23 protein-coding genes are annotated in these 24638 nt (G+C 73.1%); 12 read left to right on the top strand and 11 right to left on the bottom strand.

Translation table 11 applies throughout. The features are described 5' to 3' along the window. Positions 1 to 19: 19 nt before the first annotated feature. The 3 genes from FHX45_RS26815 to FHX45_RS26805 all read right to left on the bottom strand — a co-directional run bounded on the left by FHX45_RS26815 (position 20) and on the right by FHX45_RS26805 (position 7261). The gene (locus FHX45_RS26815) at positions 20 to 5503 is read right to left on the bottom strand and encodes an ATP-binding protein (RefSeq protein WP_167107683.1); all 5484 of its coding nucleotides are present in this window, start codon (positions 5501 to 5503) and stop codon (positions 20 to 22) included. Between the two features lie 281 nt (positions 5504 to 5784). After that, entirely contained in the window at positions 5785 to 6312 is a 528-nt protein-coding gene (locus FHX45_RS26810) for a GNAT family N-acetyltransferase (RefSeq protein WP_167107680.1), read from the bottom strand. A gap of 49 nt (positions 6313 to 6361) precedes the next feature. Further along, a complete protein-coding gene (locus FHX45_RS26805; protein ID WP_167107678.1) occupies positions 6362 to 7261 on the bottom strand; it encodes a LysR substrate-binding domain-containing protein in 900 nt (299 codons plus the stop codon). Between the two features lie 104 nt (positions 7262 to 7365). On the opposite strand from FHX45_RS26805, the gene FHX45_RS26800 reads away from it, so the two are divergent. From FHX45_RS26800 to FHX45_RS26785, 4 genes are read left to right on the top strand one after another with little or no spacing between them, the layout of a single operon-like run. Then, the gene (locus FHX45_RS26800; RefSeq protein WP_167107675.1) at positions 7366 to 8295 is read left to right on the top strand and encodes a CoA transferase subunit A; all 930 of its coding nucleotides are present in this window, start codon (positions 7366 to 7368) and stop codon (positions 8293 to 8295) included. 5 nt (positions 8296 to 8300) lie between these two features. Continuing rightward, a complete protein-coding gene (locus tag FHX45_RS26795; RefSeq protein WP_167107672.1) occupies positions 8301 to 9065 on the top strand; it encodes a CoA-transferase subunit beta in 765 nt (254 codons plus the stop codon). Further along, positions 9062 to 10564, top strand: coding sequence for a 3-hydroxyacyl-CoA dehydrogenase (locus tag FHX45_RS26790; protein ID WP_167107669.1), 1503 nt, complete (start codon positions 9062 to 9064; stop codon positions 10562 to 10564). Before FHX45_RS26795 ends, FHX45_RS26790 begins: the two co-directional genes overlap by 4 nt. A gap of 14 nt (positions 10565 to 10578) precedes the next feature. Next, positions 10579 to 11739, top strand: coding sequence for an acyl-CoA dehydrogenase family protein (locus FHX45_RS26785; RefSeq protein WP_167107666.1), 1161 nt, complete (start codon positions 10579 to 10581; stop codon positions 11737 to 11739). On the opposite strand, the gene FHX45_RS26780 is transcribed toward FHX45_RS26785, so the two are convergent. The 3 genes from FHX45_RS26780 to FHX45_RS26770 all read right to left on the bottom strand — a co-directional run bounded on the left by FHX45_RS26780 (position 11729) and on the right by FHX45_RS26770 (position 13819). After that, entirely contained in the window at positions 11729 to 12340 is a 612-nt protein-coding gene (locus tag FHX45_RS26780; protein ID WP_167107663.1) for an FMN reductase, read from the bottom strand. The two genes, FHX45_RS26785 and FHX45_RS26780, sit on opposite strands and share 11 nt — an antisense overlap. Before the next feature lie 85 nt (positions 12341 to 12425). Next, on the bottom strand, positions 12426 to 12668 hold the full coding sequence (locus FHX45_RS26775; protein WP_167107660.1) for a DUF2630 family protein: 243 nt from the start codon (positions 12666 to 12668) through the stop codon (positions 12426 to 12428). A 44-nt stretch (positions 12669 to 12712) separates the two neighbouring features. Next, a complete protein-coding gene (locus FHX45_RS26770) occupies positions 12713 to 13819 on the bottom strand; it encodes a glycosyltransferase (RefSeq protein ID WP_167107657.1) in 1107 nt (368 codons plus the stop codon). A 232-nt stretch (positions 13820 to 14051) separates the two neighbouring features. On the opposite strand from FHX45_RS26770, the gene FHX45_RS26765 reads away from it, so the two are divergent. From FHX45_RS26765 to FHX45_RS26755, 3 genes are read left to right on the top strand one after another with little or no spacing between them, the layout of a single operon-like run. Beyond that, the gene (locus FHX45_RS26765; RefSeq protein ID WP_243869236.1) at positions 14052 to 14960 is read left to right on the top strand and encodes an acyl-CoA desaturase; all 909 of its coding nucleotides are present in this window, start codon (positions 14052 to 14054) and stop codon (positions 14958 to 14960) included. Continuing rightward, a complete protein-coding gene (locus tag FHX45_RS26760) occupies positions 14957 to 15160 on the top strand; it encodes a hypothetical protein (protein WP_167107651.1) in 204 nt (67 codons plus the stop codon). The genes FHX45_RS26765 and FHX45_RS26760 overlap by 4 nt, the downstream gene beginning before the upstream one ends. Before the next feature lie 32 nt (positions 15161 to 15192). Then, positions 15193 to 15393, top strand: a complete 201-nt coding sequence (locus FHX45_RS26755; protein WP_020421349.1) for a cold-shock protein — start codon at positions 15193 to 15195, stop codon at positions 15391 to 15393. A gap of 71 nt (positions 15394 to 15464) precedes the next feature. Here FHX45_RS26755 and FHX45_RS26750 read toward each other — a convergent pair whose 3' ends face one another. Together FHX45_RS26750 and FHX45_RS26745 are read right to left on the bottom strand one after the other, a co-directional pair. Then, a complete protein-coding gene (locus FHX45_RS26750) occupies positions 15465 to 16730 on the bottom strand; it encodes an ROK family protein (protein WP_167107648.1) in 1266 nt (421 codons plus the stop codon). 47 nt (positions 16731 to 16777) lie between these two features. Then, entirely contained in the window at positions 16778 to 17854 is a 1077-nt protein-coding gene (locus FHX45_RS26745; RefSeq protein ID WP_167107645.1) for a Gfo/Idh/MocA family oxidoreductase, read from the bottom strand. A 362-nt stretch (positions 17855 to 18216) separates the two neighbouring features. Between FHX45_RS26745 and FHX45_RS26740 the strand changes: the two genes are divergently transcribed. Genes FHX45_RS26740 through FHX45_RS26730 form a run of 3 tightly spaced genes read left to right on the top strand, consistent with a single transcriptional unit; the run spans position 18217 to position 20357 of the window. Then, a complete protein-coding gene (locus tag FHX45_RS26740) occupies positions 18217 to 18663 on the top strand; it encodes a hypothetical protein (RefSeq protein WP_167107642.1) in 447 nt (148 codons plus the stop codon). Between the two features lie 45 nt (positions 18664 to 18708). Beyond that, positions 18709 to 19203: a hypothetical protein gene (locus FHX45_RS26735; protein ID WP_167107639.1), complete on the top strand. Its 495-nt coding sequence runs from the start codon at positions 18709 to 18711 to the stop codon at positions 19201 to 19203. A gap of 32 nt (positions 19204 to 19235) precedes the next feature. After that, entirely contained in the window at positions 19236 to 20357 is a 1122-nt protein-coding gene (locus tag FHX45_RS26730) for an MAB_1171c family putative transporter (RefSeq protein WP_167107636.1), read from the top strand. An 18-nt stretch (positions 20358 to 20375) separates the two neighbouring features. On the opposite strand, the gene FHX45_RS26725 is transcribed toward FHX45_RS26730, so the two are convergent. After that, positions 20376 to 21191 (bottom strand): oxygenase MpaB family protein, encoded by an 816-nt coding sequence (locus FHX45_RS26725; protein WP_167107633.1) that lies wholly within the window; start codon positions 21189 to 21191, stop codon positions 20376 to 20378. A gap of 75 nt (positions 21192 to 21266) precedes the next feature. On the opposite strand from FHX45_RS26725, the gene FHX45_RS26720 reads away from it, so the two are divergent. After that, positions 21267 to 21899: a TetR/AcrR family transcriptional regulator gene (locus FHX45_RS26720; RefSeq protein WP_167107630.1), complete on the top strand. Its 633-nt coding sequence runs from the start codon at positions 21267 to 21269 to the stop codon at positions 21897 to 21899. A 48-nt stretch (positions 21900 to 21947) separates the two neighbouring features. Beyond that, positions 21948 to 22835 (top strand): oxygenase MpaB family protein, encoded by an 888-nt coding sequence (locus FHX45_RS26715; protein ID WP_167107627.1) that lies wholly within the window; start codon positions 21948 to 21950, stop codon positions 22833 to 22835. Positions 22836 to 22922: 87 nt separating this feature from the next. Here the strand turns inward: FHX45_RS26715 and dhaL are convergent, their stop codons facing one another. Further along, the gene (dhaL, locus tag FHX45_RS26710) at positions 22923 to 23525 is read right to left on the bottom strand and encodes a dihydroxyacetone kinase subunit DhaL (protein WP_167107625.1); all 603 of its coding nucleotides are present in this window, start codon (positions 23523 to 23525) and stop codon (positions 22923 to 22925) included. Positions 23526 to 23536: 11 nt separating this feature from the next. Next, positions 23537 to 24535: a dihydroxyacetone kinase subunit DhaK gene (locus FHX45_RS26705; protein WP_167107622.1), complete on the bottom strand. Its 999-nt coding sequence runs from the start codon at positions 24533 to 24535 to the stop codon at positions 23537 to 23539. Positions 24536 to 24638 lie beyond the last annotated feature (103 nt).

Below are 24638 nucleotides of genomic sequence, written 5' to 3'. Positions count from 1 at the left end.
CGCCCGGACGCCACCACACCTAGGCCCGCGCCAGGCCGCGCTCGATGGCGGCGATGATCTGCGGCCGCAGCTCCTCCGGGCGGATGATCGCGTCGACCGAGCCGACCCGCTGCGCCCGCTGGATGGAGTGCACGCTGTCGAACTCGGCCGCGACCTCACCCAGCTTCTCCGCCCGCACCGAAGCACGGACGTCGGCCAGCTGGGTGACCAGCTCGGCCCGGGAAGCGCTGTCGGCGGCGGAGATCCGCGCCTCCAGCTCCGTCACCCGCGGGTCGTTCGCGGTGCGGGAGTTGACGTCCTGGGCGAACACCACCGCCGCCGCGGGCGCACCGCCGAGCACCGACGCGAACGAGCCGTCCACGGCCAGCACCGTCATGTTCGGGTTCAACGTCTTGGAGAACACCACGAACGCCCCGCCGTGGTAGCGCGAAATGACGCAGAACACGATCGGCCCGCGGAAGTTCACGATCGCCCGGCCGATCTCGGCGCCGTACTCCAGCTGGAGCTTGCGCATCGACTCCGGGGACCCGTCGAACCCGGACAGGTTCGCCAGCACCACCAGCGGCCGGTTGCCGCTGGCCGCGTTGATCGCGCGGGCCGCCTTCTTCGACGAGCGCGGGAAGAGCGTGCCCGCGGTGTAGGTGTCCGGGCCGTCGGTGGGCGGGAAGCCGCGCCGCGGCACCGACCGTGACTCGATACCCAGCAGGCACACCGGGTAGCCGCCCAGGTGCACGTCCTGCACCACCGCGGTCTCCGCGTCCGCCATGCCCGCCCAGCGCTCCAGGATCGCGTGGTCCTGATCGGCCAGCGCGCGCATCACGGTCCGGATGTCGAACGGCTTCTTGCGGTCCGGGTTGGTCTCCCGCGAGAAGATCTGCCCCACCGTGGTGAAGTCGGACCCGACGATCGCGTGCGGGTAGTCCGAGATGTCCCGGTCGACCGGGTCGGTGGTGACGGCCCGCCGCGGCGCGGTCTCGCCCGGCAGCACGTAGGTGTGGTCGTAGTGGCTCATCAGCACCCCGTGTGCGGCGCCGAGGTCGGGCGCCCAGTACTGCGCCTGCCCGTTCGGCCCCATCACCCGGTCGTAGCCGCCGATGCCGAAGTTGTCCTCGGCCGACACGCCGCCGGAGAAGTCCAGCGACTGCTTGCCGGTGAGCACCATCGCCGAGTCCGGCGTCATCACGAGAACACCCTTGGTGTGCATGAGCATCGTGGCCTCGGCGTTCCAGTACGGCTGGGCACCGACGTTGATGCCGGCGACCACGATGTTGATCTCGCCACCGTCCTGGGTGAACCCGACGATGCGGCGCAGGGCCGCGGCGATCCAGTCCATGTTCTCGGTGCCGGAGTCCATCGCGATCCGGGCGCCCGCGGACAACGCGTACCACTCGACGGGCACCTTCAGCCGGTCGGCCAGGTCCAGCGCGGCGATGATCCGCGAACATTCCGGTTCGGACAGTGCGCCGAGCGCCTTCGTCGGATCGCCGAGCAGCACCACGCGGGTGACGCCCTCCGGGTACCGCTCGGTCGGCGTGGTGGCCACGCCCGCCACGATCCCGGCCTTGTTGAGCCCCTTCTCGCGCTCCACCGGGACCAGCGCGCCCGCGTCGTCGAGGTCGTACTCGGTGAACGAGCCACCCTCACCCGCGAGCATCGCGGTCAGCTCGTACGGGTAGACCGTGCCGCGGCGCCGCGCGCGCAGCACCTTCTGGCCGTAGTCGTCCAGCGGCTGGATCAGCTCCGTGGGCGGGTCGGTGACGGCCAGCCGCACTCCGGTGGCGTCGTAGGACACGCGCACCGCGACGGGCTGCAGCTCGCCGGTGTCCTGGTCGCGCTGGCGGCCGAGGAACAGCACCTCCTCGACACCCGCGCCCGCGGTGGTCGGCACCACCCGCTGCGCGACCGTGTTCAGGTCCTCCGGCGAGAGGTCGCTCGGAGGCCACACGTAGAGGAAGATCCGGTTGGTGTCGAGCCGCTTCTTCGCCGGCCGCTGGGCCTGCACCTTGCGGATCGCGTCCAGGCACGCGCCGAGCGCGCCCTCGACCGCGGGCAGCGCGAGGATCCGGCCCTCGTCGTCACGCAGCGGGGTCAGGTCGCGCACCTGGGCCATCGCGACCAGCCGCTCGTCGGACGGGTTCTTCGGCGCGATGCAGCGCAGCAGGTAGACGTCCTCATCGGCCGACGGCAGCCGGGTGAGGTCGAAGTTGCTCAGGCGGCGCAGCTGGAGCCGCTGCCCGATGAGCGGGTGCAGACCGCGGATCAGCCGGTCCTCGGTCAGGCCCGCCGACGACGGGCGGAACGTGAAGTGGTGGTGCATCGCCGATCCGCTGCGCCCGGCGACCGTCGTGGTGACGCGGCGCAGGTTGCCCGGCAGCGCCACCGCCGACAGCACCTCGCGCAGCTCGGCCGCCATCAGGTCGGCCTCGGCGGGCTGACCGGTCCAGGTCAGGTAGATGTCGGCGACCAGGGCGCCCGGCTCGGTCCTGCCGGCGATCTCGCCGATCGTGCGCACCGCGTCGGCCAGCTCGGTGAAGTCGGCGACGGTGGCGATCAGCCGCTGCCGCTGCCCGTCCAGGTCGTACCCGGCGGTGACGAACGCGCGGCCGCCGGCGGTGCCGGTCTCCACGCGCGCCACGCCGTGCTCGCGGTAGTAGCGACGGCTCAGCACCTCCAGCAGCGGGCCGGGATCGGCGCCCGGGCGGCCGATGCGCTGGCCGAGCAGCCGCACCAGTGGCTCGGGGCTGGCGACCATCGCGGCGATGCGCTCGTCGCGGTCCGGCGCGTCCGGGTTGGCGTCCAGGTAGCTCAGGTGGCGGCGGACCCGGGTGTAGACCTCGGCGCGGGTGCGGCGCAGCAGCGGCTGGGCGAACCAGCGGAACACCAGGCTGCGGGCGAGGTCGCCGACCACCGGGAAGCGCAGCTGGGTGGCGCGGATCAGGTGCTCCAGCGCCTGGCCCACGGTCTGGCGCAGGCCGTTGTGCGGCGGCGCCTCGGTGAGCCACTGCTGCAACAGGGCGGTGATCACGGCGACGTCGGAGGCCGCGCGCTGCTGGGCGAGGAAGATCCGGAAGACCGCCTCCTCCAGCTCCGGCGTGCGGTCCAGGCCCTCCACCCCGTAGTGACCGAGCACGCGGGTCAGCCGGCCCTGGAAGGTTTCCGACAGCCCGGCGCGCTCGGCGTCGAGGCTCTGCAGGTAGGTGTGGAAGTGCTCGCGCGGGCTGTGCACCCGCGTCTCGGCCTTGGTCTCCTCGCCCTCCGGCTTGTTGCGGGACAGCTCGGACAGGTCGGCGAAGAGCTCCAGCAGGCCGGTTTCGGCCGCCAGCGGACGCAGCGGCAGCTCGGCCCGCGCGGCCAGGTAGCGGGCGAGGGTGCGGCCGCCGTCGCGCGGGTCGACGTCGAACCCGAGCAGCATGCTGCGCAGGTCCGCCAGCCCGCGTTCGGCGCGCTGCGCGGCCGAGACACCGTCCGGTTCGGACGGCAGGTCCAGGTCGGCCCCGGCCGCCTCGGGCGCGGCCTCGGCGGCGTCGTCGGCGAGCGGTTCCAGGCGCAGCAGCGCCGCCCCGGTCTCCACCTGGCTGCCCACGGAGACCATCGACTCCTTGAGCAGCGCCCGGAACGGCGCGCGCAGGACGGTCTCCATCTTCATGCTCTCCAGCACCAGCACCGGGGCGCCGGCCTCGACCTCGTCGCCCACGGCGAGCGGGGTCGCGACCACCAGTGCCGGGGCCGGCGAGCGGACCACGCCGCCCTCGTCGCGGCTGATCCGGTGGGTCACCCCGTCGACCTCGACCAGGTGGATCGGCCCGTGGGTGCCGGTGACGAGGCGGAAGCGGCGGCCGTTGAGGTGGATCTGGCCGGTGTGGTCGTCGAACCGTTCCAGCTCGGCGTCGACCGTCTCCACGTCGTCACCGGTGAGGAACCCGATGCGGTAGCGGCCCGGCCCGGTCTCGGCGACGGTGAGCCGGTAGCCCGCGCCGCGCAGCTTGAGGTCGATCGGGCGGCCGACCTCGTGCTGCACCTGCGGGCGGCCGCCGTGCGCGGTGGACAGCAGCCGTTGCAGCTCGACCTGCTTCTCGTCCTGGTAGGCCGCGATCGCGGCGGTGGCCAGCGCGACACCGGAGTGGGCGTGCGAGACCAGGCGGCCCTGCCCGCGGACCCGGTCGATCCAGCCGGTGTCGGCGGTGCCGTCGATCACCTCGGGCTGGTCGAGCAGGTCGAGGACGAAGCTCTTGTTGGTGGTGCCGCCCTCGATGAGGACGGTGGTCTCGCGCATCGCGCGCCGCAGGCGGGACAGCGCCTCGTCGCGGTCGCGGCCGTAGGCGATGATCTTGGCGATCATCGAGTCGAAGTCGGCCGGGATCGAGTCGCCCTCGCTGACCCCGGTGTCGACGCGGATGCCCGGGCCGGCCGGGAGGTTCAGCAACGCGATGCGGCCGGGTGCGGGCGCGAAGTCGCGGTCGGGGTCCTCGGCGTTGAGCCGGGCCTCGATGGCGTGGCCCAGCTCGGCCGGCGGGGTGCCCTCGAGCCGGCCGCCCGCGGCGACGTGCAGCTGGGCCTTCACCAGGTCCATGCCGGTGGTCGACTCGGTGATCGGGTGCTCGACCTGCAGGCGGGTGTTCACCTCGAGGAAGGCGAACATCTTCTCCACCGGGTGGTACAGGAACTCGACGGTCGCGGCGCCGCGGTAGCCCACGGCCACGGCGAGCCGTTCCGCGGCGGACTTGAGCTCGGCCACCTGCTCCGGCGCCAGCACGGGCGAGGCGGACTCCTCGATGATCTTCTGGTTGCGGCGCTGCACCGAGCAGTCGCGCACGCCGAGCGCCCACGCGGTGCCCTGCCCGTCGGCGATGACCTGGACCTCGACGTGCCGGGCCCCGGTGACCAGGCGCTCCAGGAAGACCACGCCGCTGCCGAAGGCGCGTGCCGCTTCCTGGCTGGTGCGCTCGTAGGCGTCGCGCAGCTCGTCCGCGTTGTTGACGACGCGGATGCCGCGCCCGCCGCCACCGGCGGTCGCCTTGAGCATCAGCGGGTAGCCGATCCGCTCGGCCGCGCGCAGGGCGGCGTCGAGGTCCTCGACCGGGCCGCGGCTCCACGGCGCGACCGGCACGCCGACCTCTTCGGCGATCAGCTTGGCGCCGATCTTGTCCCCCAGCTTGCGCATCGCCTCCGGGTCCGGGCCGACGAAGGTGACGCCGATTTTCTCGCACAGCTCGGCGAAGGCGGGGTCCTCGGCGACGAAGCCCCAGCCGACCCAGGCCGCGTCCGCCCCGGTCTCGGTCAGCGCGCGTTCCAGGACGGCGAGGTCGAGGTAGGGGCGGGCGGACGCCGGACCCAGGTCGTAGGCGAGGTCGGCTTCCCGCACGAAGGTGGCGGTGCGGTCCGCATCGGTGTAGAGAGCCACGGTCTCGATGCGCGGCCCGCCCTCCGCGTTGAGCTCACCGACGGCGTGGATGAGGCGCATCGCGGCCTCTCCCCGGTTGACGATCGCGACACGACTGAACACCGAATCGAGCCTCACAAGTTGTGGTGGTTGGACGGCACGGCCTCCCCTGGCCGCCGGTCCAGCATCGCGCGTACCCACCGGTAGTGTGATCGTCGCCCGTTCACCGTGCCGACGGCCGATTTTTGTCGGAACCCTCCAAAGGGTGCCCACGACCCGGGAGTATCCGGGCGGGCCGGGCGCCCCCGCCGGCCCGCGGCTCGTGAGAGCCTGATCACTCGGGCCGGACCGGCCCGGGTTGTCGGAGGCAGCCAAGCCGGGTGCCTCCGACAACCCGGCCGCGGTCACCGGGCCGGCCGTCCCGGCGTCCTCCCGGCCGGACCGCCCTCCACAGTGGACTCGCGCGGACCGGCCGCGATGCTGATCTGGCGCAGCCGCGGCGAGACCGTGAACCCGGTGCGCGCGTAGACGGGCACGGCGCGGGCCGAGGAGTGCACCGTCACACGCTCCAGCCCGAGTTGGCGCGCCAGGGCGAGGAGCTCGCCGATCAGGCGGCCACCGAGACCGGCACCCCGGGCCTCCGGCACGACGTAGACGCACTGGATGTCACCGGACGCGCGGGTGAGGGAACCGGGGGACGGCACGCGCGCGGTGACGGCGAGGAAACCCATCCCGGCGATCCGGCCCGCCCGGACGAGCACCAGGCAGCGGTGCGTCCCGGCGTGCTCGCGCGCCCAGGTGGCGAACTCGCGGACGAAGGTGTCCCGGCCGGTGCCGGGCGGCCCGTCCCGCTCGGCCACCCAGCGCCACCGCAGCCCGGCGACCGCTTCGTGGTCCTCGGGACCGGCGGGACGGATCTCGATCTCGGGCATGGGACCATCCTGCCGCCCGCCCGCACCGGAGATCGGTCCGCGGGAGCGGTCAGGGCGCGGCAGGAGTGGGAAGCGCCTGCTCGGCGATGGCCAGCACGGTCCGCAACGCGGCCGACGGGTTGTCCCTCCGCCAGGCGAGCGCGGCCTGCAGCCGGATCGGTTCGCCGGCCAGCCGCCGGTAGGCCAGCCCGGTCTGCTGGATGTGCCGGCACGACGACAGGGTCAGCGTGACCCCGACGCCGGCCGCCACCAGGGCGAGGATCGTGTAGGAGTCGGGTGCCTCCTGGACCACGCGCGGGTTGAACCCGGCGGACACGCAGACCCGCACGGTCGCGTCCCGCACCGTCGATCCCGCGTTGTCCGGGAAGCTCACGAACGGCTCGTCGGCGAGTGCGGAGACCGGCACCTCGTCCAGCCGGGCCAGCGGGTGGTCCGAGGGCAGGGCGCAGATCATCTCCTCCTCGTCGATCACCCGGGCCTCGACCCCGGGCGCGGTGACCGGCAGCCGCACGAAACCCAGGTCCAGCGAGCCGTCCGCCACCCGGGCCAGTGCCACGTTCGCGTACGTCTGGCCGCGCATGACCAGCTCCAGCCCCGGGTGCGCGGCGCGCACCGCGCGGGTGAGCAGCGGCAGGCTCTCGTGGCTCGACGCGCCCGCGAAGCCCACCGTCACCCGGCCGTATTCGCCGCGCCCGGCGGCGCGTGCCGCTCTGGTGGCGATGTCGAGGTCGTCCATCACCTTCCGCACCGGCCCGAGGAACGACTCACCGGCGCTGGTGAGCCGGACCGAGCGGGTGTTGCGCTCGAACAGCTGGACGCCGAGCTCCTTCTCCAGCTGCCGGATCTGCTGGGACAGCGGCGGCTGCGCCATCCGCAACCGCTTGGCGGCGCGGCCGAAGTGCAGCTCCTCCGCCACGGCCAGGAAGGAGGTCAGGTAGCGCAGCTCCACTATGACCAGCTCCGTCTTGATCTAACTTCGATTTGATATTGGACACTACTCAATGGGCCTGGCACCGTGAAACCCGCCCATCCACGACCCGCACAGGAGCGCCGATGCCCCTGCCGAGCCCGGACAAGACGATGAGCCTGCGCGAGGCCGTCGCGGCCTTCGTGCGCGACGGCGACACGGTCGCGCTGGAGGGGTTCACGCACCTCATCCCCACCGCGGCCGGGCACGAGATCATCCGGCAGGGCCGCCGCGACCTCACGGTGGTCCGGATGACCGCGGACATCGTGGTCGATCAGCTGCTCGCCGGCGGCTGCGTGCGCACGCTGGTGTCGTCGTTCGTGGGGAACTCCTCGGCCGGATCGCTGGGCGAGCTGCGCCGCCGGATCGAGCACGCCGACCCCGAGCCGCTGGAGTTCCAGGAATACAGCCACTACGGCATGATCTGCCGCTACCTGGCCGGGGCGCAGCGGCTGCCGTTCTACCCGCTGCGCTCCTACGCCGGCTCGGACCTGCCGCGGGTCAACCCGGCGATCCGCACGGTCACCTCGCCCTACGACGGCGAGCAGGTCGCCGTGGTCCCGCCGCTGAACCCGGACGTGACGATCATCCACGCCCAGCGCGCCGACCGCTCCGGCAACACCCAGATCTGGGGCCTGACCGGCGTCCAGGCCGAGGCGGTCTTCGCCGCGGAGAAGGCGATCGTGGTGGTCGAGGAGATCGTGCCCGCCGAGGTGGTCCGCTCCGACCCCAACCGCACGGTGGTGCCCGCGCACGCCGTGGACGCCGTCGTCGAATGCCCGCGCGGCGCGCACCCCTCGTTCGCGCAGGGCTACTACGACCGCGACAACGCCTTCTACCGGGCGTGGTCGGGCATCAGCAAGGATCGCGCGCGCCTGACCGCGTGGATGGCGGAATGGGTGTACGGCACGGCCGGCCACGCCGAGTACGTCGCCAGGCTCGGCGACGAGCATTGGGCGGGGCTCGCGGTCGGCGAAGCGCTCAGTGAACCGGTGAACTACGGGCGGCGGTTGTGAAGGACATGACCGCCGTGCCCACCGCGTCGGAGATCCTGTCCGTCGTCGCCTCGCGTGAGCTGGCCGGGAAGCGGACCGTGTTCGCCGGGATCGGCCTGCCCACACTGGCCGCATCGCTGGCGCACCTGACCGTGGCGCCGGACCTGGAGATCGTCTACGAGTCGGGCGTGTGCGGGGCGCACCCGTCGCACCTGCCGGAGACCATCGCCGACGCGGTGCTGGTCACCGGCGCCGAGGCGGTGCTGCCGATGCCCGCGCTGTTCGGGTACGTGCTGCAGGGCGGGCACATCGACGTCGGGTTCCTCGGCGCGGCGCAGATCGACCGGTGGGGCAACCTGAACTCGTCGGTCATCGGCGACTGGCACTCCCCGAAGGTGCGGCTGCCCGGCCCCGGCGGCGCGACGGAGGTCATGGCGAACTCGCGCGAGGTGTTCGTGGTGATGCGCCGCCACGAACCGCGGTCCTTTGTGGACGAACTGGACTTCTGCACCTCGCCCGGCCCGGACCGCGCGCTCGCCGACGGTGGGAAACCGTCCGGGCTCGGCGTCACGAGGGTGATCACCGGGCTGGGCATCCTCGCGCGCGGCGGCCCCGGCGAGGAGCTGCGGCTGGTCGCGCGGCACCCCGGGGTCACCGTCGAGCAGGTTCGCGCGGCGACCGGATGGCCGCTCGAGGTGGCCGGGGACGTGCCGGTGATCGAACCGCCGGGCGAGGCGGAACTACGGTTGCTGCGCGAGGATGTCGACCCGGAACGGGTGTACCTGCGATGAAGGAGAGGACCGTGCGGATCAGGATCGTCGGGACCGGGGTGATGGGCCGCGGGATCGCCCAGTGGGCCGCCACCGCGGGCCACACCGTGGAGCTGGCCGACGCCCGGCCGGAGTCGGTCGGCGAGGCCGTGGACTTCATCCGCGGCATGCTCGACCGCGCCGTGCAGAAGGGCCGCAGCACCGCCGCGGAGGCCGCGGCGATCGCCGGGCGGCTGGTGCCGCTGGCCGCCCCGGCCGAGCCGGGCGAGGTGGACCTGGTGATCGAGGCGATCCGGGAGGACCTGGACACCAAGGCCGCGCTGTTCACCGAGCTGGCGGACAACCTGCCCGCGACGGCGGTGTTCGCGACCAACACCTCGTCGCTGCCGGTCACGCAGATCGCCGCGCGGCTGGCGGACCCGTCGCGCCTGGTCGGCCTGCACTTCTTCAACCCGGCTCCGCTGATGAAGATCGTCGAGGTGATCCCGGGCGCGCGCACCCGCGCCGGCGTGGTGGACACCGTGTCGGCCCTGGTCCGCGAGTCCGGTCACCACCCGGTGGTCGTGTCCGACACACCGGGCTTCCTGATCAACCACGCCGGGCGCGGCCTGGTCACCGAGGCGCTCGCACTGCTGGAGCGCCAGGTCGCCGAGCCGGCCGAGCTGGACCGCGTCGCGCGGGACGTGCTGGGCCTGCGGATGGGCCCGTTCGAGCTGATGGACCTCACCGGCCTCGACGTCACCGCGACCGTGATCGAGTCGATCTGGACCGGGTTCCGCTACTCCGACCGGCTGCGCGCGTCGTTCCTCACGCCCAACCGGGTCGCGGCCGGGCTGCACGGGCGCAAGACCGGCCAGGGCTGGTTCGACTATGCCCCCGGCGCGGAACAGCCCGCGGAGAAACCGGTCACCGGGGACGCCGATCGTCCGGTGTGGACGGACGACGCGGACCTGCGCGCCGCGCTGACCGAGGCCGGCGCGAAGGTGGCCGACACCCTGACCGCGGAAGCGGTCGCGCTGGTCACGACCTGGGGCACCACGGTCGCGACCGTGATCGCCGCCCAGGCCCTGCCGCCGGAGCGCACCTTCGGCGTCGACCCGCTGTCGGTCCGCACGGCACGGCGGGTCCTGGCGATCACCCCGGCCGCCGACCCGGCCGACGCCCGCGACGCGCGGGCGGTGCTGGCCCGTGGCGGCAGCGCGGTGTCGGTGGTGCGCGACATCGAGGGCGGCGTCGCGCAGCGGCTGGTGTCGTCGATCGTCTCGGTGGCCACCTCGATCGCCGAGCAGGGCATCGCCGCACCGGCGGACATCGACCTGGGCGTGCGGCTCGGCCTCGGCTACCCGAAGGGCCCGCTGGCCTGGGGCGACGAGATCGGGACCGCCCGGCTGCTCATGCTGCAGCGCGCCCTGCACGAGGCGACCGGCGACCCTCGGTACCGGCCGACCCGGTGGCTGACCGAACGCGCGCAGCTCGGCCTGCCGCTCACCGCCACCGGAACCGCACCCGCGGACGTCTGAGGAGGAACGGCGCGATGCTGGCACGGGACTTCGGGCTCACCGAGACCCAGCGCGACTTCCGCCGGATGGCGGCGGAGTTCGTGGACGCCGAGATCGTCCCGCACGCCCGCGAGTGGGACCGCGCCGAGCAGGTCGACCGGGCCGTGGTGCGGCGGCTGGGCGAGCTCGGGTTCCTCGGCCTGACGCTGGGCGAGCGCTACGGCGGCGTGGACGCCGACGTGCTGTCCTACGTGCTGGTCACCGAGGAGCTGGGCCGCGGTGACTCGGCGGTGCGGGGCATCGTGTCGGTGTCGCTCGGCCTGGTCGCGAAGACAATCGCCGCGCACGGCACCGAGGAGCAGAAACAGGAGTGGCTGCCGCGGCTGAGCAGCGGCGCGGCGCTGGGCTGCTTCGGCCTCACCGAGCCGGGCACCGGCTCCGACGCCGGCTCGCTGCGCACCCGCGCGAGGCGGGACGGCTCCGACTGGGTGATCGACGGCAGCAAGATGTTCATCACCAACGGCACCTGGGCCCAGGTCGCGCTGACGTTCGCCCGCACCGGCGACACCGGCATCACCGCGTTCCTGGTGCCCACCGATGCGCCCGGCTTCACCGCGCGGGAGATCAAGGGCAAGCTCGGCCTGCGCGGCCAGGCGACGGCGGAGCTGACCTACGACGCCGTGCGCGTACCGGACTCCGCCCGGCTGGGCGAGGTCGGCCGGGGCCTGGGCATCGCGCTCGGCACGCTGTCCCGCGGCCGGATCTCGGTGGCGGCGGGAGCCGTCGGCGTGGCCCAGGCCGCTCTCGACGCGGCCACCGGCTATGCCACCGGGCGCGAGCAGTTCGGCCGGCCGATCGCCTCGTTCCAGCTGGTGCAGGAGCTGCTCGCGGACGCCGCGGTGGACGTGCAGGCGTCGCGGCTGCTCACCCACCAGGTCGCCCGCATGGCCGACGCGGGGATGACGCCGAAGGAGTACGCCACGGACGCCTCGGCGGCGAAGTACCACGCGAGCGAGACCGCCGTGCGCGTGACGAACAACTGCCTGCAGGTGTTCGGCGGGTACGGGTTCATCGACGAGTACCCCGTCGGCAAGTACGTCCGGGACGCGCGCGTGCTCACCCTCTACGAGGGCACCAGCCAGGTGCAGAAGCTGATCATCGGCCGGGACCTGACCGGCGTGGACGCTATGACGTGATGCCCAGGCGGGCCAGCTGCGCCTCGAACGGGACGAACTCGTCCGCATCGGTTTCCGGCGCGGCGGCCGGCCGGCCGGCCATCACCGCGGCCAGCTCACCGGCGGCGCGGTCGATGCGGGCGGTGAGGTCACCGTCCGGGCCGTCGGACGCGCCCCAGTCCGCCGAGGCGGCGAACACCGCGGTGGGCACCACGTCGGCACGCAGGTAGGCGAACAGGGGCCGCAGGGCGAACTCCAGCGCGAGCGAGTGCCGGGCGGTGCCCGCGGTCGCGGCGATGAGGACGGGCTTGCCCTGCAGCGAACCAGCCTCGATCACGTCGAAGAACGACTTGAACAGGCCACTGTAGGAGGCGTTGAAGATCGGCGTGACGACGATGAGCCCGTCCGCGCGGGTGACGGCGTCGATCGCGTCGCCCAGCTTGGGGCTGGGGAATCCGGTGACGAGGTTGTTGGCGATGTCACCGGCGAGGTCGCGCAGCTCGACCACCGTCACGGCGGCGCCGATCTCCCTGGCGGTGGCCTGCGCGAGCCGGTCGCCCAGCAGCCGCGTCGACGAGGGGCTGCTCAGGCCGGCCGAGACGACCGCGAGTGTGCGGGACATGAACCTCACCCTGCTCAACTAGTTGTGCGTTCAACTATGCAGGGTCAACCGGCGCGGCGGCGCCGGTATTCCGGCCGCCCGCGGCTCACTGCTGGTAGGACTCGACCTCGCCGGCCGGGCGGGCCTGCGCCTGGTCCGGGTTCTCCCCGAACTCGCGTGCCGCCCGGCGCCGGCGGAGCAGGTCCCAGCACTGGTCCAGCTGCTCCTCGACCCGGCGCATCCGGGCGCGGTCGTCGTCGCTCAGGCCGCCGCCAATCGACCGGGACCGCAGCTCGTGCTCCTCGGCGATCAGCCTGTCGATGTCGGCGATGATCTCCTGGTCGGCCATGGTCTTCTCCTCGTTCCGGGGTCCGGGTCCGACCGTACCCGCGATCACGACCGCGCACGCGGGTAGCTGCGGCCCTTCCACGCAGCGCCGCGGCCGCGCCAGTGCTGGATCGCCGAGTCGACGGTCATCACCAGGTACAGGGCCGCGGTCACCGGCAGCAGCACCGCGGCCGGCCAGGGCCGGCCGTGGTAACGCAGCATCGGGACGAAGGTCAGCGTCATCAGCAGCCACGCCGCGAGAGCGAGGAAGCGCGGGACACCGGTGCTCGCGAAGGTCAGCACCGGCGGGGCGAGGAACACCACGGCCAGGCCGAGCACGGTGCCCGCGAGCAGCACGACCGAGTCCCGCAGCTGGGTGTAGGCGCTGCGGGCGACCATCCGCCACAGCGAGCGCAGGGTCGGGTACGGGCGGACGCTGCGCACGTCCCCGGCGAGACCGAGCCAGATACGGCCACCGGCGCGCTTGATCGCCCGGCCGAGGGCGACGTCGTCGATCACCGCGTCCCGGATCGCCGCCACTCCCCCGGCCCGCTCCAGCGCCGTGCGCCGCACCAGGCAGCAACCGCCGGCGGCCGCGGCGGTGCGGCCGGGGCCGTTGACGCGGCGGAACGGGTAGAGCATCGCGAAGAAGTACACGAACGCGGGAACGACGAGCCGTTCCCAGGCGGTGCGGGTGCGCAGGCGGGCCATCTGCGACACGAGGTCGCGCTCCCCGGCGGCCTCGACCAGGGCGGTCACCGAGTCCGGTCCGTGCGCGATGTCGGCGTCGGTGAACAGCAGGAACTCGGCGTCCCCCGCCTCCCCCGTGCCGCGGGCGAGCGCCCACGGCTTGCCGGCCCACCCGGGCGGCCGATCACCCGATGCGGTGATCGTGAGCCGGTCGCCCCCGATCCTGCGGGCGACGGCGGCCGTGTCGTCGCCGCTGCCGTCGTCCACCAGCACCACGCGCAGGGGCCCGGGGTAGCGCTGGGCGAGCAGCGTGGGCAGGGTTTCCGGCAGGACGGCGGCCTCGTCCCGGGCGGGCACGACGACCACCACCGAGGGCCAGTTCGCGGGCCGGTGACGGGGCGGGAGACGCTGGTCGGTGCGCCAGAAGCCGGTCGCGGCCAGCCACAGCCAGGCCAGCAGCGCGACGACCGCCAGGATGATCACCCGACCAGCCTGCCACCCCGCGAGCCGGACCGGAGTCGTGACGGACCGGGCCGCGTGCGGTACTGTTGATGTCGTCGGGAGTTTCTCGCAGGCTGGCACCGGGCCGGTTTCGTTCCCTTCGGTTGGCCCGTCGTGGTTGATCCTCCACGAGAGAAGTTCCTTTTTGACCTCTTCGACTTCCGTCGTTCCGGACCGGAAGAGTCCCAAGCCGCTGCTGTCGGACCAGGCCTCGATGACCGAGATGGTGGTCATCCGTGCGTTCCTGATCATCCCGTTCGTCGCGCTGATCGTGGCCGTTCCCGTGTTCTGGGGCTGGGGGGTGAGCTGGCTCGACCTCGCGGTCGCCGCCGCCTTCTTCACCGTGTCCACTTTGGGCATCACCATCGGCTACCACCGGTATTTCACGCACGGTGCGTTCCGCGCCAACCGTCCACTCCGGATCGCGCTGGCGATCGCGGGGAGCATGGCCGCGCAGGGACCGGTGCTCGGCTGGGTCGCCGACCACCGGCGGCACCACGCCTTCTCCGACCGCGCGGGTGATCCGCACTCGCCGTGGCTGTTCGGCACCTCCCCGGTCGCGCTGGCCAAGGGTTTCTGGCACGCGCACATGGGCTGGCTGTTCGGCCGCGACCGGACCAATGTGGACCGGTTCGCCCCGGACCTGGCCGCGGACGCCGACATCCGTGCGGTGGACCGGTTGTTCCCGCTGTGGGTGTCGTTGTCCGTGCTGCTGCCGGCGCTGATCGGCGGGCTGGCCACCCTGTCCTGGTGGGGTGCCCTGACCGGCTTCCTGTGGGCGGGGCTCGCGCGGGTGTCCTTCCAGCACCACGTGACCTGGTCGGTCAACTCGATCTGCCACATGATCGGCGACCGCCCGTTCGCCAGCCGGGACCGCTCGGCCAACTTCTGGCCGCTGGCGATCCTGTCCATGGGCGAGTCGTGGCACAACTCCCACCACGCCGATCCGACCTGCGCCCGGCACGGCGTGCGCCGTGGGCAGATCGACGTGTCCGCCCGGGTGATCTGGGCGTTCGAACGTCTCGGCTGGGCCTGGCAGGTGCGCTGGCCCACCGAGCAGCGGCTGGCCCGGCTGGCCGTGAAGTCAACCGCGTCAACCGCACCGTCGAAGGGATCGTCATGACCTGGGCTCGCCATGCTTCCCAGCCGCAACCCGAGACCGGTCCGATCGCGCAGGCGCGCGCCCGGATGGCACAGGACGAGGCGATCGCCCACCACCGCGCCGCGCGTACGGTCGCCGACCACGCGCTGGACGCACACGACTGCCGCGAGCTGCTGGACATGCTCGGGCTGAGCACGAAGGGCGCGGTTTCCGCGCTCTGATCACAAGAAGAAAGAAAATCAAGGAGAAACACATGGCACAGGGCACCGTCAAATGGTTCAACGCCGAAAAGGGCTTCGGCTTCATCGCGCAGGAGAGCGGCCCCGACGTCTTCGTCCACTACTCGGAGATCGACGGCAACGGCTTCCGCAGCCTTGAAGAGAACCAGCAGGTGACCTTCGAGATCACCCAGGGCGCCAAGGGCCCCCAGGCGAGCCGGGTCAGCATCGTCTGACCTCCCGCTCACAGTTTTCGACGGGCCGGTTCCCCTCGCGGGGGGCCGGCCCGTCGGCATTCCCGGCCCGGTCAGGCCCCGTCGGCCCCGGCCAGCTCGGGCAGCCCCGCCGGACTGCCCGCGTCGATCCAGCGCGCCAGCCGGTCGCGGGTGAACAGCTCGTCCAGCACCATGAACGCCGCGCCCACCACGCCGGCCTTCTCGCCCAGCGACGAGCGCACGATCCGCAGGTCCCGCGTCGCCAGGGGCAGCGACCGGCCGTAGATCACCTCGCGGATCGTGGCGAGCAGGTGGTCGCCCGCGCCGGCCACCCCGCCGCCGATCAGCAGCAGCGACGGGTTGAAGAAGCTGATCAGCATCGCCAGCTGGTCGCCGATCAGCCGCCCGGCGCGCTGGACCAGCTCCAGCGCCGCCCGGTCGCCGTTCTGCGCGGCCCACGCCACGTCCTCCGCGGTCACCACGCCACCGGCAGCGAGCCGCTCGGCCAGGACCGGGCTGCGGCCCTCCTTCGCCGCCGCCTCACCGTCGCGGGCCAGGGCCGCGCCACCCGCGAGTGCTTCCAGGCAGCCGATGTTGCCGCACCGGCACACGACCGTGGTGTCGGCGCGGGCGGCGGTGTGCCCGATGTCCCCGGCGCAGCCCTGGCTGCCGCGGTGCAGGCGGCCGCCGGAGATCAGCCCGGCGCCGATCCCGGTGCCGATCTTCACGTAGAGGTAGTCGCGGGCCCCGGCCGCCACGCCCGCCCGGAACTCGCCCAGCGTCATCGTGTTGACCTCGTTGTCCACCCACACCGGCGCGTGGTGCCGCCGCGCGAAGTGGTCCCGGACCGGGTAGCCGTCCCAGCCCGGCATGATCGGCGGTGCGCTCGGACGGCCGGTGGCGAACTCCACCGGCCCGGGCAGCCCGATGCCGACGCCCCACACGACCGCGTCCGGGCGGGCGGCCAGCAGCTCGTCGAACAACGCGCCGACCTGGGCCAGTACCGGTTCGGGTCCGCGCGCGACGTCGGCGGGCTCGGTGCGCTGGGCGAGCAGGCTCCCGGCCAGGTCGGTGAGCCCGGCGTTGATGCTGGTCGCGCCCAGTTCGGCGGTGAGGATCACCCCGGCACCGGAGCGGAACCGCAGTTCGCGCGGCGCACGGCCACCGCTGGAGGGGCCGAGCTCGCCGTCCTCGAGCAGCCCGGCGCGCATCAGGTGGCCGACCCGCTGGCTGATGACCGTGCGTCCCAGCCCGGACCGGCGGCCCAGTTCGGGACGGGTCCGGGCGGCGCCGGAGCGCACCAGGTCGAGCACCTGGACCAGATCGTCGAGCTGGTCGGACGGGATGGTTGCGGTCACGGCGGTCCCTTCGCTCGCACTACCGGAGATTCGTACCAAACCCGGGGTCAGCCGGGCGTGACGTCCACCCAGTCGCGACGGGCCGCGGACGCCAGGACCGCCTCGGTGATCGCCGCGGCGCGCGCCCCGTCCGCCAGCGTCGGCAGCCCGTCGGGCTTCTCGCCGCGCATCGCGGCGTAGGCGTCGGCGACGAAACCGGTGAAGGAGTCGAGGTAACCCTGCGGGTGACCGGCGGGGACGAGGTTGCGGGCCGTGGCGTCCGGGCCGAGCGCGGGGTCGCCGCGGTGCAGGATGCGCGTGCCGTCCCGGCGGCCCATCCACAGGATTTCCGGATCCTGCTGGTCGAAGGCGTACTCGGCGTCCGGCGTGTCGACGCGCAGCTGGAGCTCGTTGCGGCGGCCCGGGGAGATCTGGCTGATCACGGCGGAGCCGAATACGCCCTGGCCGGTCTCGAACTGCACCAGCGCCGCGTCCTCGGTGTCCACTTCGGACCCGGCGCGCACCGGCACGGCACGCGGCAGGACGGCGTGCACCCGCGCGATCCGCTGCCCGGTGACGAACTCCGCCAGATCGCACCAGTGCACGCCGATGTCGCCGAACGCGCGGGACGGGCCGCCCAGCTCCGACCGCACGCGCCAGTTCGTATCGGTGTCGCGGGAGAGCCAGTCCTGCAGGTAGCCGCCGTGGACGAGGCGGATCCGCGCCCCGCCCAGCCGCTGCCGCATCTCACGCACGACCGGGTAGAAGCGGTAGGCGAACGGGACGGCCACCACCCGGTCGGTGTCGCGCCAGCGCTGCCGGAGGTCGGCCACCTCGGCGGTGCTCATGCCCACCGGCTTCTCCAGCACCACGTGCTTGCCTGCGGCGAGCGCGATGCGGGTGAGCGGGGCGTGCAGCGCGTTCGGGGTGCAGATGTGCACCACGTCGACCTCCGGCGCGGCCGCGAGCTCCGCGGCGCTGTCGACGGCCGTGCGGGCGCCCAGTTCCGCCGCGGCCTGCCGGGACCGCGCGGGGGTGGAGGCGGCGACCGCGACCAGGTCCTGGCCCAGGGTGCGCACCGCACGGGCGTGCACGGCTCCGATGAAGCCCGCACCGATGATCCCGGCGCGCAACGGCTCGCTCACCACTTCTCCCCCTGTTGGCAGATCTTCTGCACTACTGAAATCATCTAATGCACAAATTGAACAAAAGTCAAGGCGAAAAAAAGGGGCGTCGTCCTCGACCAGCCTGGGGGTCACTGGGAGAACGACGCCTCCACCATCATAGCCGTTTCTCCGGCGCACGCGCACGCTGAACGGCTTCGGGCACGAAACAGGCCGGCGAGCCCCCAGGTCCCGCCGGCCGCGCATCCGCTGCAGCGGATGACGTCGGTCAGAATAGGTGCACGGCGGGCGTGTTTGTCAACGGCTTGCGGCTGGCTGAGAATGGCAGCCGACCACCGGGCGTCCGCTGCGGCGGACGGCACCCTTCGAGCGCGAGGAACCCCATGGACGACGGCGGGCACGAGGGCGGCTCCCTCGCCGCCAAGATCACGCACCTGATCGGCACCCTCTACCCGGGGGGCAGGCCCGGGTACGCGAAGCTCGCGGCGCAGATCCGGGAACGCACCGGATCGACGCTGTCGAGCACCTACCTGTGGGAGCTGGCCAGCGGCCGCAAGCGCAACCTGACGCAGGAGACGCTGGGCACGCTCGCCGCCTTCTTCGGGGTGCCGCCGGAGTACTTCCTGGACGACGCGGTGACCTCGCGCGTCGACGCCCAGCTCGAGCTGGCGCGGGCGCTGCGCAACCACAAGGTGCGGTCGATCGCGCTGCGCGCGGAGGGGCTGTCCGACGATACGCTGGACGCGCTGCTGGCCATGGTCACCGAGGCCCGCAAGATCGAGCGGCTCGGACCGCCGGCCGGGCAGCCGGACGACGAGCCGGGCGCGTAGGCCGTGCAGGTGCCTGCGGGTCCGGGCGGAGGTGACGGCGGCGACATGATCACCCGACGCGGGCTGCGGCGGTGCCAGGCCCTGGTGGCGGAGCTGCCGCTGCCCGCACCGTTCTCCGTGCCGGCACTGGTGGACGCCCTGGCCCGGCGGCGCGGGCGGCCGATCCACGTGCGCGCCCTGCCACCGGGCGCGGGCACCGGCGCGTGCGGGGCGTGGATCCGGCTGGCCTCCGCGGACGTCATCTACGTCGAGGACAGGACCAGCCGGGTACACCGGGACCACATCGTGCTGCACGAGATCGGGCACCTGCTGTGCGACCACCCCGGCGACGGTGCGCACCCGCTGGCCCGGGTGCTGCCGGACCTGTCCCCCGAGCTGATCCAGCGGCTGCTGGCCCGCACCGGGTACACCACGGCGGACGAGCAGGAGGCCGAGCTGGTGGCGAGCCTGATCCGGACCGCCGCACGGGCCCGCGCGAGCTGGACGACAACCGGAGCGCTCGCCGAGTTCGAAACGGCGCTCGGTCTGCGGGGAACGTAGGTGGCGGCGAGCGGCCGCTGCCGGGGTGCGCGGTGAGCCCGGCGGACCTGGCGACCGCCGGCACGGACGTGCTCGTTGCCGGCACCCTCGTGCTGTGGGCGGCGCTGGTCGTGCGCGCCCCGGCCGCCCTGCGCTCGCCGCCGCGGCGGCGCATGCTGATCGCGCTCGCGAGCCTCGCCACGTCGATCACCATCGCCCTCGATCCGGTGGCCGGGCTGCTCGAGCGCGCCTTCCGGCCCGGCACCAGCTGCGGGATCGTGACGAACGTCTGGGGCGTCATCAGCTCCGCCCTCATCCTCGACTTCGTCCTGGCCGCCACCTCCCGCCGCCGCCCGCTGCTCGTCTACGGCGGCGCGGCCGTAGCCGGCACCACCTTGGTGCTGCTCACCACCGGCGCCGCCACGACGGGCTGCGTCACCCCGGCCGATGCGCCCTGGTTCGGCCTGTTCTGGTGGCTGCTGTGCCTGGCGCACGTCCTGGGCACCGGCCCGGCCGCCGTGCTGTGCGCCCGGTACGCGCGGCGCGCCACGACGCGGCCGCTGCGCGCCGGGTTGTCCATGCTCACCGCGGGGTTCGCCTCGTCCACGGTGTTCTGGGGCGTGGTCGTGCCCGCCTACCTGGTGACCCTGTCCCCGTGGCTGGGCGCGGCGTTCTCCCTCAACGCCGGCCTCACCGCGTGGATCATGGCGCTCGGTGTGGCGTTGCCGCAGCTGCTGCGGATGCACCGCGCCGCCGGCGACCGCCGGACGGCGCGGCGGCTGGAACCGGTGTGGCGGCGGCTGGTCACCTCGGTGCCGCACGTCCACCTGCCGGAGAGCGGTCACTGGGCGAGCGACCTGCGGCTGTACCGGCGGATCATCGAGATCCGGGACGCGATCCTGGTCCTGGCCGACTACGCGGGCGCGGACACGATCGAGGCGGCCCGTGCGCACGTGCGCGGCCGGCGCGGCGCGGAAGCCCTCGCCGCCGCCTGCTGGCTACCGCTCGCCCAGGCGGCGAAGGCACGCGGGGAGGCACCCCGGGCGGCCGCGGCCGCGACGAACGAGTCGGGCACGGAGTGGGCCGACGAGGTCGCCTTCGCCCTCACCCTCGCCGAGCACTGGGACTCCCCGCTGGTGCGGGCGTTCCGCCAGGAGCCGCAACGTCAGCGGTAGCGGCCCGCCGCGGGGCAGTCAGACCAGCGAGCGGCCGGTGCGCAGACGGCGCCGCAGGTCCCACAGGCAGGCGTTGAACGGGAACGCCCGCACCGGCCGGGGCGAGGACCGCACCGCGACCGCGACCGCCCGGCACAGCCGGTCGAACCGGCGCTGGTCACGGGATGTCCAGCCGAGCTGCATCTCGTCCCGGAAGCGGGCGGGCAGGAACCCGGTGGTGACGAACCGGTGGAACGGCCCGAGCGCCCGGCTGACGACCCCGGGCAGGAACTTCAGCTCCGCGATCCCCATCAGGTACTCGCGCACCTCGGGGCCGATCGAGATCCGCTCGACCGCCGTGCGCCAGTACTCCTCGAACGCCGCCCGGTCCGGCGGCCACATGTCCTGCCGGACCTGCAGCGTCGTGCCCAGGACGGCCGAACTCCGGTAGAGCTCGCCGTCCGGGTCCGCCAGCGGGCCGAGGAACGCCTCGTGGACGTCCTCGAGCCCCCGGTACAGGCACGCGGCGACCCACAGTTGCAGCTTCGGGTCGAAGGCGTGGTAGGACACCGGGCTGGCCGCGGTGGAGCGGACACGGGCATGTGCGGCGTTGACCGCCCTGCGGTAGGCCCGGCGCTCCTCCTCGGTGCCGAGCGCGGCGACGGCCAGGTAGGTCACCGTGGTCCGGCTCCGCCTGACCGGGTGCCGGTACAGGTTCCCGCCGGCCACGCGGCTCTCCACCACACCCTGGCCGACCGACGGGTGCGCGAGCTGCATGATCACGTTCGCGGAACCGGCCAGGAGGCCGGCGCCGAGCACGGCGTCGCCGAGGCGGGTGGTGGCGGCCCGGGGCATCGTCGGCCTCCGATGTGCTCACGCCTGTTCGCAGATATTGCAGCGCGCCTGGATCCGCCCTGTCAAGATGAGGACGTGGAACCGACATCGCTGCGCACCTACGGCGGCGTCGCGGGCGAGGACCGGCGGGCCGAGCGCCGCGCGCAGCTCCTCGAAGCCGGCCTGGAGCTGCTCGGCACGCGCGAGGGCGACCGGAACCTCACCGTGCGGGGTGTGTGCCGGCGGGCCGGACTGGCCGCGCGGTACTTCTACGAGAACTTCGCCGACCGGGACGCGCTCGCCGTGGCGGTCCACGACCGGGTGGTCGAGAGCATCGCCGCGACGACCCTCGACGCCGTCCGGAACGCGCCCGGCGACGCCCGGGCCAAGATCCACGCCGGGCTGAGCCGGCTGGTCCGCTCGATCGCCGAGGACCCGCGCACGGGCTTCCTGCTGTTCTCCCCGGCGCTGCACGACACCGTCCTGGCCGAGCGGCGGGCCGCCGCCGCGCGCTGGTTCGCCGTGCTGCTGGGCCTGCAGGCACGCGAGTTCTACGGAATGCCCTCCACCGCGCGGCTGGACCTGTTCGCCGAGATGCTGGTCGGCGGGCTGTCGCAGGCGCTGACCTCGTGGCTGGCCGGCACCCTCCCACTGTCCGAAGAGGACCTCGTGGCGCACTGCACCGAGGTTTTCCTGGCCGTGTCGCGGATCGCGGACACGGCTGGGTAGCGGGCGCCGGGGAAGCACCGTCGGACAGCGATCACGAGGAGGCTGGGGATGAGCGGGTACTGGTTGCGCCGGATCGCGCGGTGCGACCCGGAGCGGGACCACCAGGAGATCTACCGGATCTCCATCGGCTTCGAGTTCCCCTGGGACTACCAGCGGGCGCTGGAGTTCGCCCTGTTCCGGACCTACTGCGTGCCGAGCATCTCGCACCTGCTCGCCGCGACCGGCGAGTTCGAGAAGCGGCCGCAGAAGCGCTACGACGACACCGCCGTGCTGATGGCGGAACTGGCCGAGCACGGGTACGACTCACCACGGGGCCGGGAAGCGCTGAGCACGATCAACCGGATGCACGGCCGGTACCGCATCGGCAACGACGACATGCGGTACGTGCTGTCGACGTTCGTCTACGACCCGGTCGACTGGATCGACCAGTTCGGGTGGCGGCGGCTGCACGAGAACGAACGGCTGGCCGCGTACTTCTACTTCCGCGAGGTCGGCCGGCGCATGGGGATCAAGGACATTCCCGGCGACTTCGACGCGTTCCGCGAGTTCAAGGACGCCTACGAGGAGGCGAACTTCGTCCACTCGCCGGACAACCACCGGATCGGCCGGTACACGGTGGACCTGTTCTGCTCCTGGTTCCCGAAGCCGGTCCGCCCCGCCGTGGCGCTGGGGGTGCGCAGCCTGCTGGACGAGCGGATGCTCGCGGCGTTCGGATTCGGTCCGGCCCCGGCCTGGGCCGGCCGCGCGGTGCGGGCCGGGCTGCGCGCCCGGGCTGCGCTGGTGCGGCCGCTGCCGCGACGCCGCAAGTCCAAGCTGCTGCACTCGAAGGTGCGCAGCTACCCCGGCTACCCCACCGGGTACTCGCCGTCGGACCTCGGTGCCGCCGGGCCGGCGGCGGACATCGATCCGGCCCTGCTGCGCCGCCGGTCCCGCTGAGCGGCTTCTCCCCGCTCCGCCGATCGGCGGAGCGGGGAGAAACGGGGCGGCGCGGCCCACCCCCAGGGGGCCGCGCCGCCCCGGGTGTCACGCGGCGGTGGCGGCCTCGAAGAACCACGCCACGGTCAGCGCGCCCGGGTCCACGACGCCGCGGGCGTGCTCGCCGACGTAGCTGGCCCGGCCGCGTTTGGCCAGCATCTCCTCCGTGGAGAGGGCGCCGACCTGCGCCGCTTGCGCGGCGTCCTTCAGGGCGGTCTCCACGTCGGCGTTCCGCTCGGCCGCGGCGGTCAGGGCCCGCGCCGCCGGCACCATCGCGTCGACCATCGTCTTGTGACCCACCTCGGCACCGCCGAGACGGCGGACGGTGGCCTCCGCCTCGGTCGCCGCGACGCTCAGGCTGCGCGCCGACAGCTCCTCGTCGCCCAGGCCCTTGGCGAACTCGCGGAACCACATGCCGAACAACGGCCCGCTGGTGCCGCCGGTGTGGAGGAACGCGTTGGACACCGAGGTGAACACCGCGCCGGGCGTCCGCGGGTCGTCCAGGTACAGGTTCGCGCGCACCTTCGCCAGGGCGAGCCGCAGGTTGGTCCCGTAGTCGCCGTCACCGGCGAGACGGTCCAGTTCGGTCAGTTGCGTGCCGCGCTCGTCGATCACCGCGGCGAACCGCTCGATCCACGCCCGAGTGTCCACAATCGTCTCCTTCACCACGTCAGGGCCGGGGTGGCCACCGGCGAGTCCCACAGGGCGAGCAGCTCGTCGTCGGCACGCAGCAGCGTGATCGAGCAGCCCCGCATGTCCAGCGCGGTCACGTAGGACCCGACCAGCGCGCGTCCGATGCGGACACCGAGCCCGTCCAGGAACACCGACAGCTCGCGGTGCACCACCGACAGCTCCAGCCCGTGCGTGGAGCCGAGCCCGTTGACGATCGCGATCACCCGGTCGCCGCGGTCCAGCCCGAGCGCGGCCACGATCGGTTTCGTCAGGTCCGCCACCAGTTCGCGCACCGGCGCGTAGGGACGGCGGCCGATACCGTGCTCGCCGTGGATGCCGACGCCGAACTCGATCTCGCCGTCCGGCAGGTCGAACGAGGGCTTGTCCTGGCCCGGCTGGGTGCACGCGGCCAGCGCCAGCGCCATCGTGCGGGCCGAGCTCACGATCCGCTCCCCGAGCGCCGCGACCTCGTCGAGCGAGGCGCCGTTCTCGGCTGCCGCACCGCAGATCTTCTCCACCGCGACCACCGCGGCCGTGCCACGCCGCCCGGGTGCGCCGTCCTCCTGGCCGTCGGTGGCGAGGTCGTCGTCCACGAGGACGGTCCGCACCTGGATGCCGTCCTCCGCGGCGAGTTCGGCTGCTATCCGGAAGTTCAGCACGTCCCCGGTGTAGTTCTTGACGATCAGCAGCACACCGCGGCCGCGGTCGGCCGCGCCGATCGCCGCCCGGATCTGGTACGCGGTCGGGCTGGCGAAGACCGCCCCGGGGACCGCGGCGTCGAGCATGCCCGTGCCGACGAACCCGGTGTGCAGCGGCTCGTGCCCGGAGCCACCGCCGGAGACCAGCGCGACCTTGTCCGACTGCTGCGCCCGGACCACGTACGCCGGGTCCTCGTGGTACCGGATCAGGTCTGGATGGACCCGCTGGAGCCCCTCCAGCGCCTCCCGCACGAAGTCGTCCGGATCATTCACGAGTTGGCGTACTGCCATGCCACCCCTCCGTCATCATCGACCTACATTCGACATCGTCGAATTGCGTACGAAGATAGAGCGGTGGCTCACTGTTGTAAAGTGCGTGCGGTCAGAAGGGTGC

It is taken from the genome of Amycolatopsis granulosa (genome assembly GCF_011758745.1).
GTDB classification, from domain to species: domain Bacteria; phylum Actinomycetota; class Actinomycetes; order Mycobacteriales; family Pseudonocardiaceae; genus Amycolatopsis_E; species Amycolatopsis_E granulosa.
This window is presented reverse-complemented; position numbering and strand designations above follow the sequence as displayed.

Excerpts from the sequence above, each read along its gene's own strand:
- FHX45_RS26760 (WP_167107651.1), top strand. The coding sequence starts at position 14,957 with ATGACCTGGGCTCGCCATGCTTCCCAGCCGCAACCCGAGACCGGTCCG.
- FHX45_RS26780 (WP_167107663.1), bottom strand. The coding sequence starts at position 12,340 with ATGTCCCGCACACTCGCGGTCGTCTCGGCCGGCCTGAGCAGCCCCTCG.
- FHX45_RS26705 (WP_167107622.1), bottom strand. The coding sequence starts at position 24,535 with ATGGCAGTACGCCAACTCGTGAATGATCCGGACGACTTCGTGCGGGAG.
- FHX45_RS26735 (WP_167107639.1), top strand. The coding sequence starts at position 18,709 with ATGATCACCCGACGCGGGCTGCGGCGGTGCCAGGCCCTGGTGGCGGAG.
- FHX45_RS26790 (WP_167107669.1), top strand. The coding sequence starts at position 9,062 with ATGAAGGAGAGGACCGTGCGGATCAGGATCGTCGGGACCGGGGTGATG.
- FHX45_RS26785 (WP_167107666.1), top strand. The coding sequence starts at position 10,579 with ATGCTGGCACGGGACTTCGGGCTCACCGAGACCCAGCGCGACTTCCGC.
- FHX45_RS26715 (WP_167107627.1), top strand. The coding sequence starts at position 21,948 with ATGAGCGGGTACTGGTTGCGCCGGATCGCGCGGTGCGACCCGGAGCGG.
- FHX45_RS26765 (WP_243869236.1), top strand. The coding sequence starts at position 14,052 with ATGACCGAGATGGTGGTCATCCGTGCGTTCCTGATCATCCCGTTCGTC.
- FHX45_RS26740 (WP_167107642.1), top strand. The coding sequence starts at position 18,217 with ATGGACGACGGCGGGCACGAGGGCGGCTCCCTCGCCGCCAAGATCACG.
- FHX45_RS26755 (WP_020421349.1), top strand. The coding sequence starts at position 15,193 with ATGGCACAGGGCACCGTCAAATGGTTCAACGCCGAAAAGGGCTTCGGC.
- FHX45_RS26725 (WP_167107633.1), bottom strand. The coding sequence starts at position 21,191 with ATGCCCCGGGCCGCCACCACCCGCCTCGGCGACGCCGTGCTCGGCGCC.
- FHX45_RS26810 (WP_167107680.1), bottom strand. The coding sequence starts at position 6,312 with ATGCCCGAGATCGAGATCCGTCCCGCCGGTCCCGAGGACCACGAAGCG.
- FHX45_RS26800 (WP_167107675.1), top strand. The coding sequence starts at position 7,366 with ATGCCCCTGCCGAGCCCGGACAAGACGATGAGCCTGCGCGAGGCCGTC.
- FHX45_RS26775 (WP_167107660.1), bottom strand. The coding sequence starts at position 12,668 with ATGGCCGACCAGGAGATCATCGCCGACATCGACAGGCTGATCGCCGAG.
- FHX45_RS26795 (WP_167107672.1), top strand. The coding sequence starts at position 8,301 with ATGACCGCCGTGCCCACCGCGTCGGAGATCCTGTCCGTCGTCGCCTCG.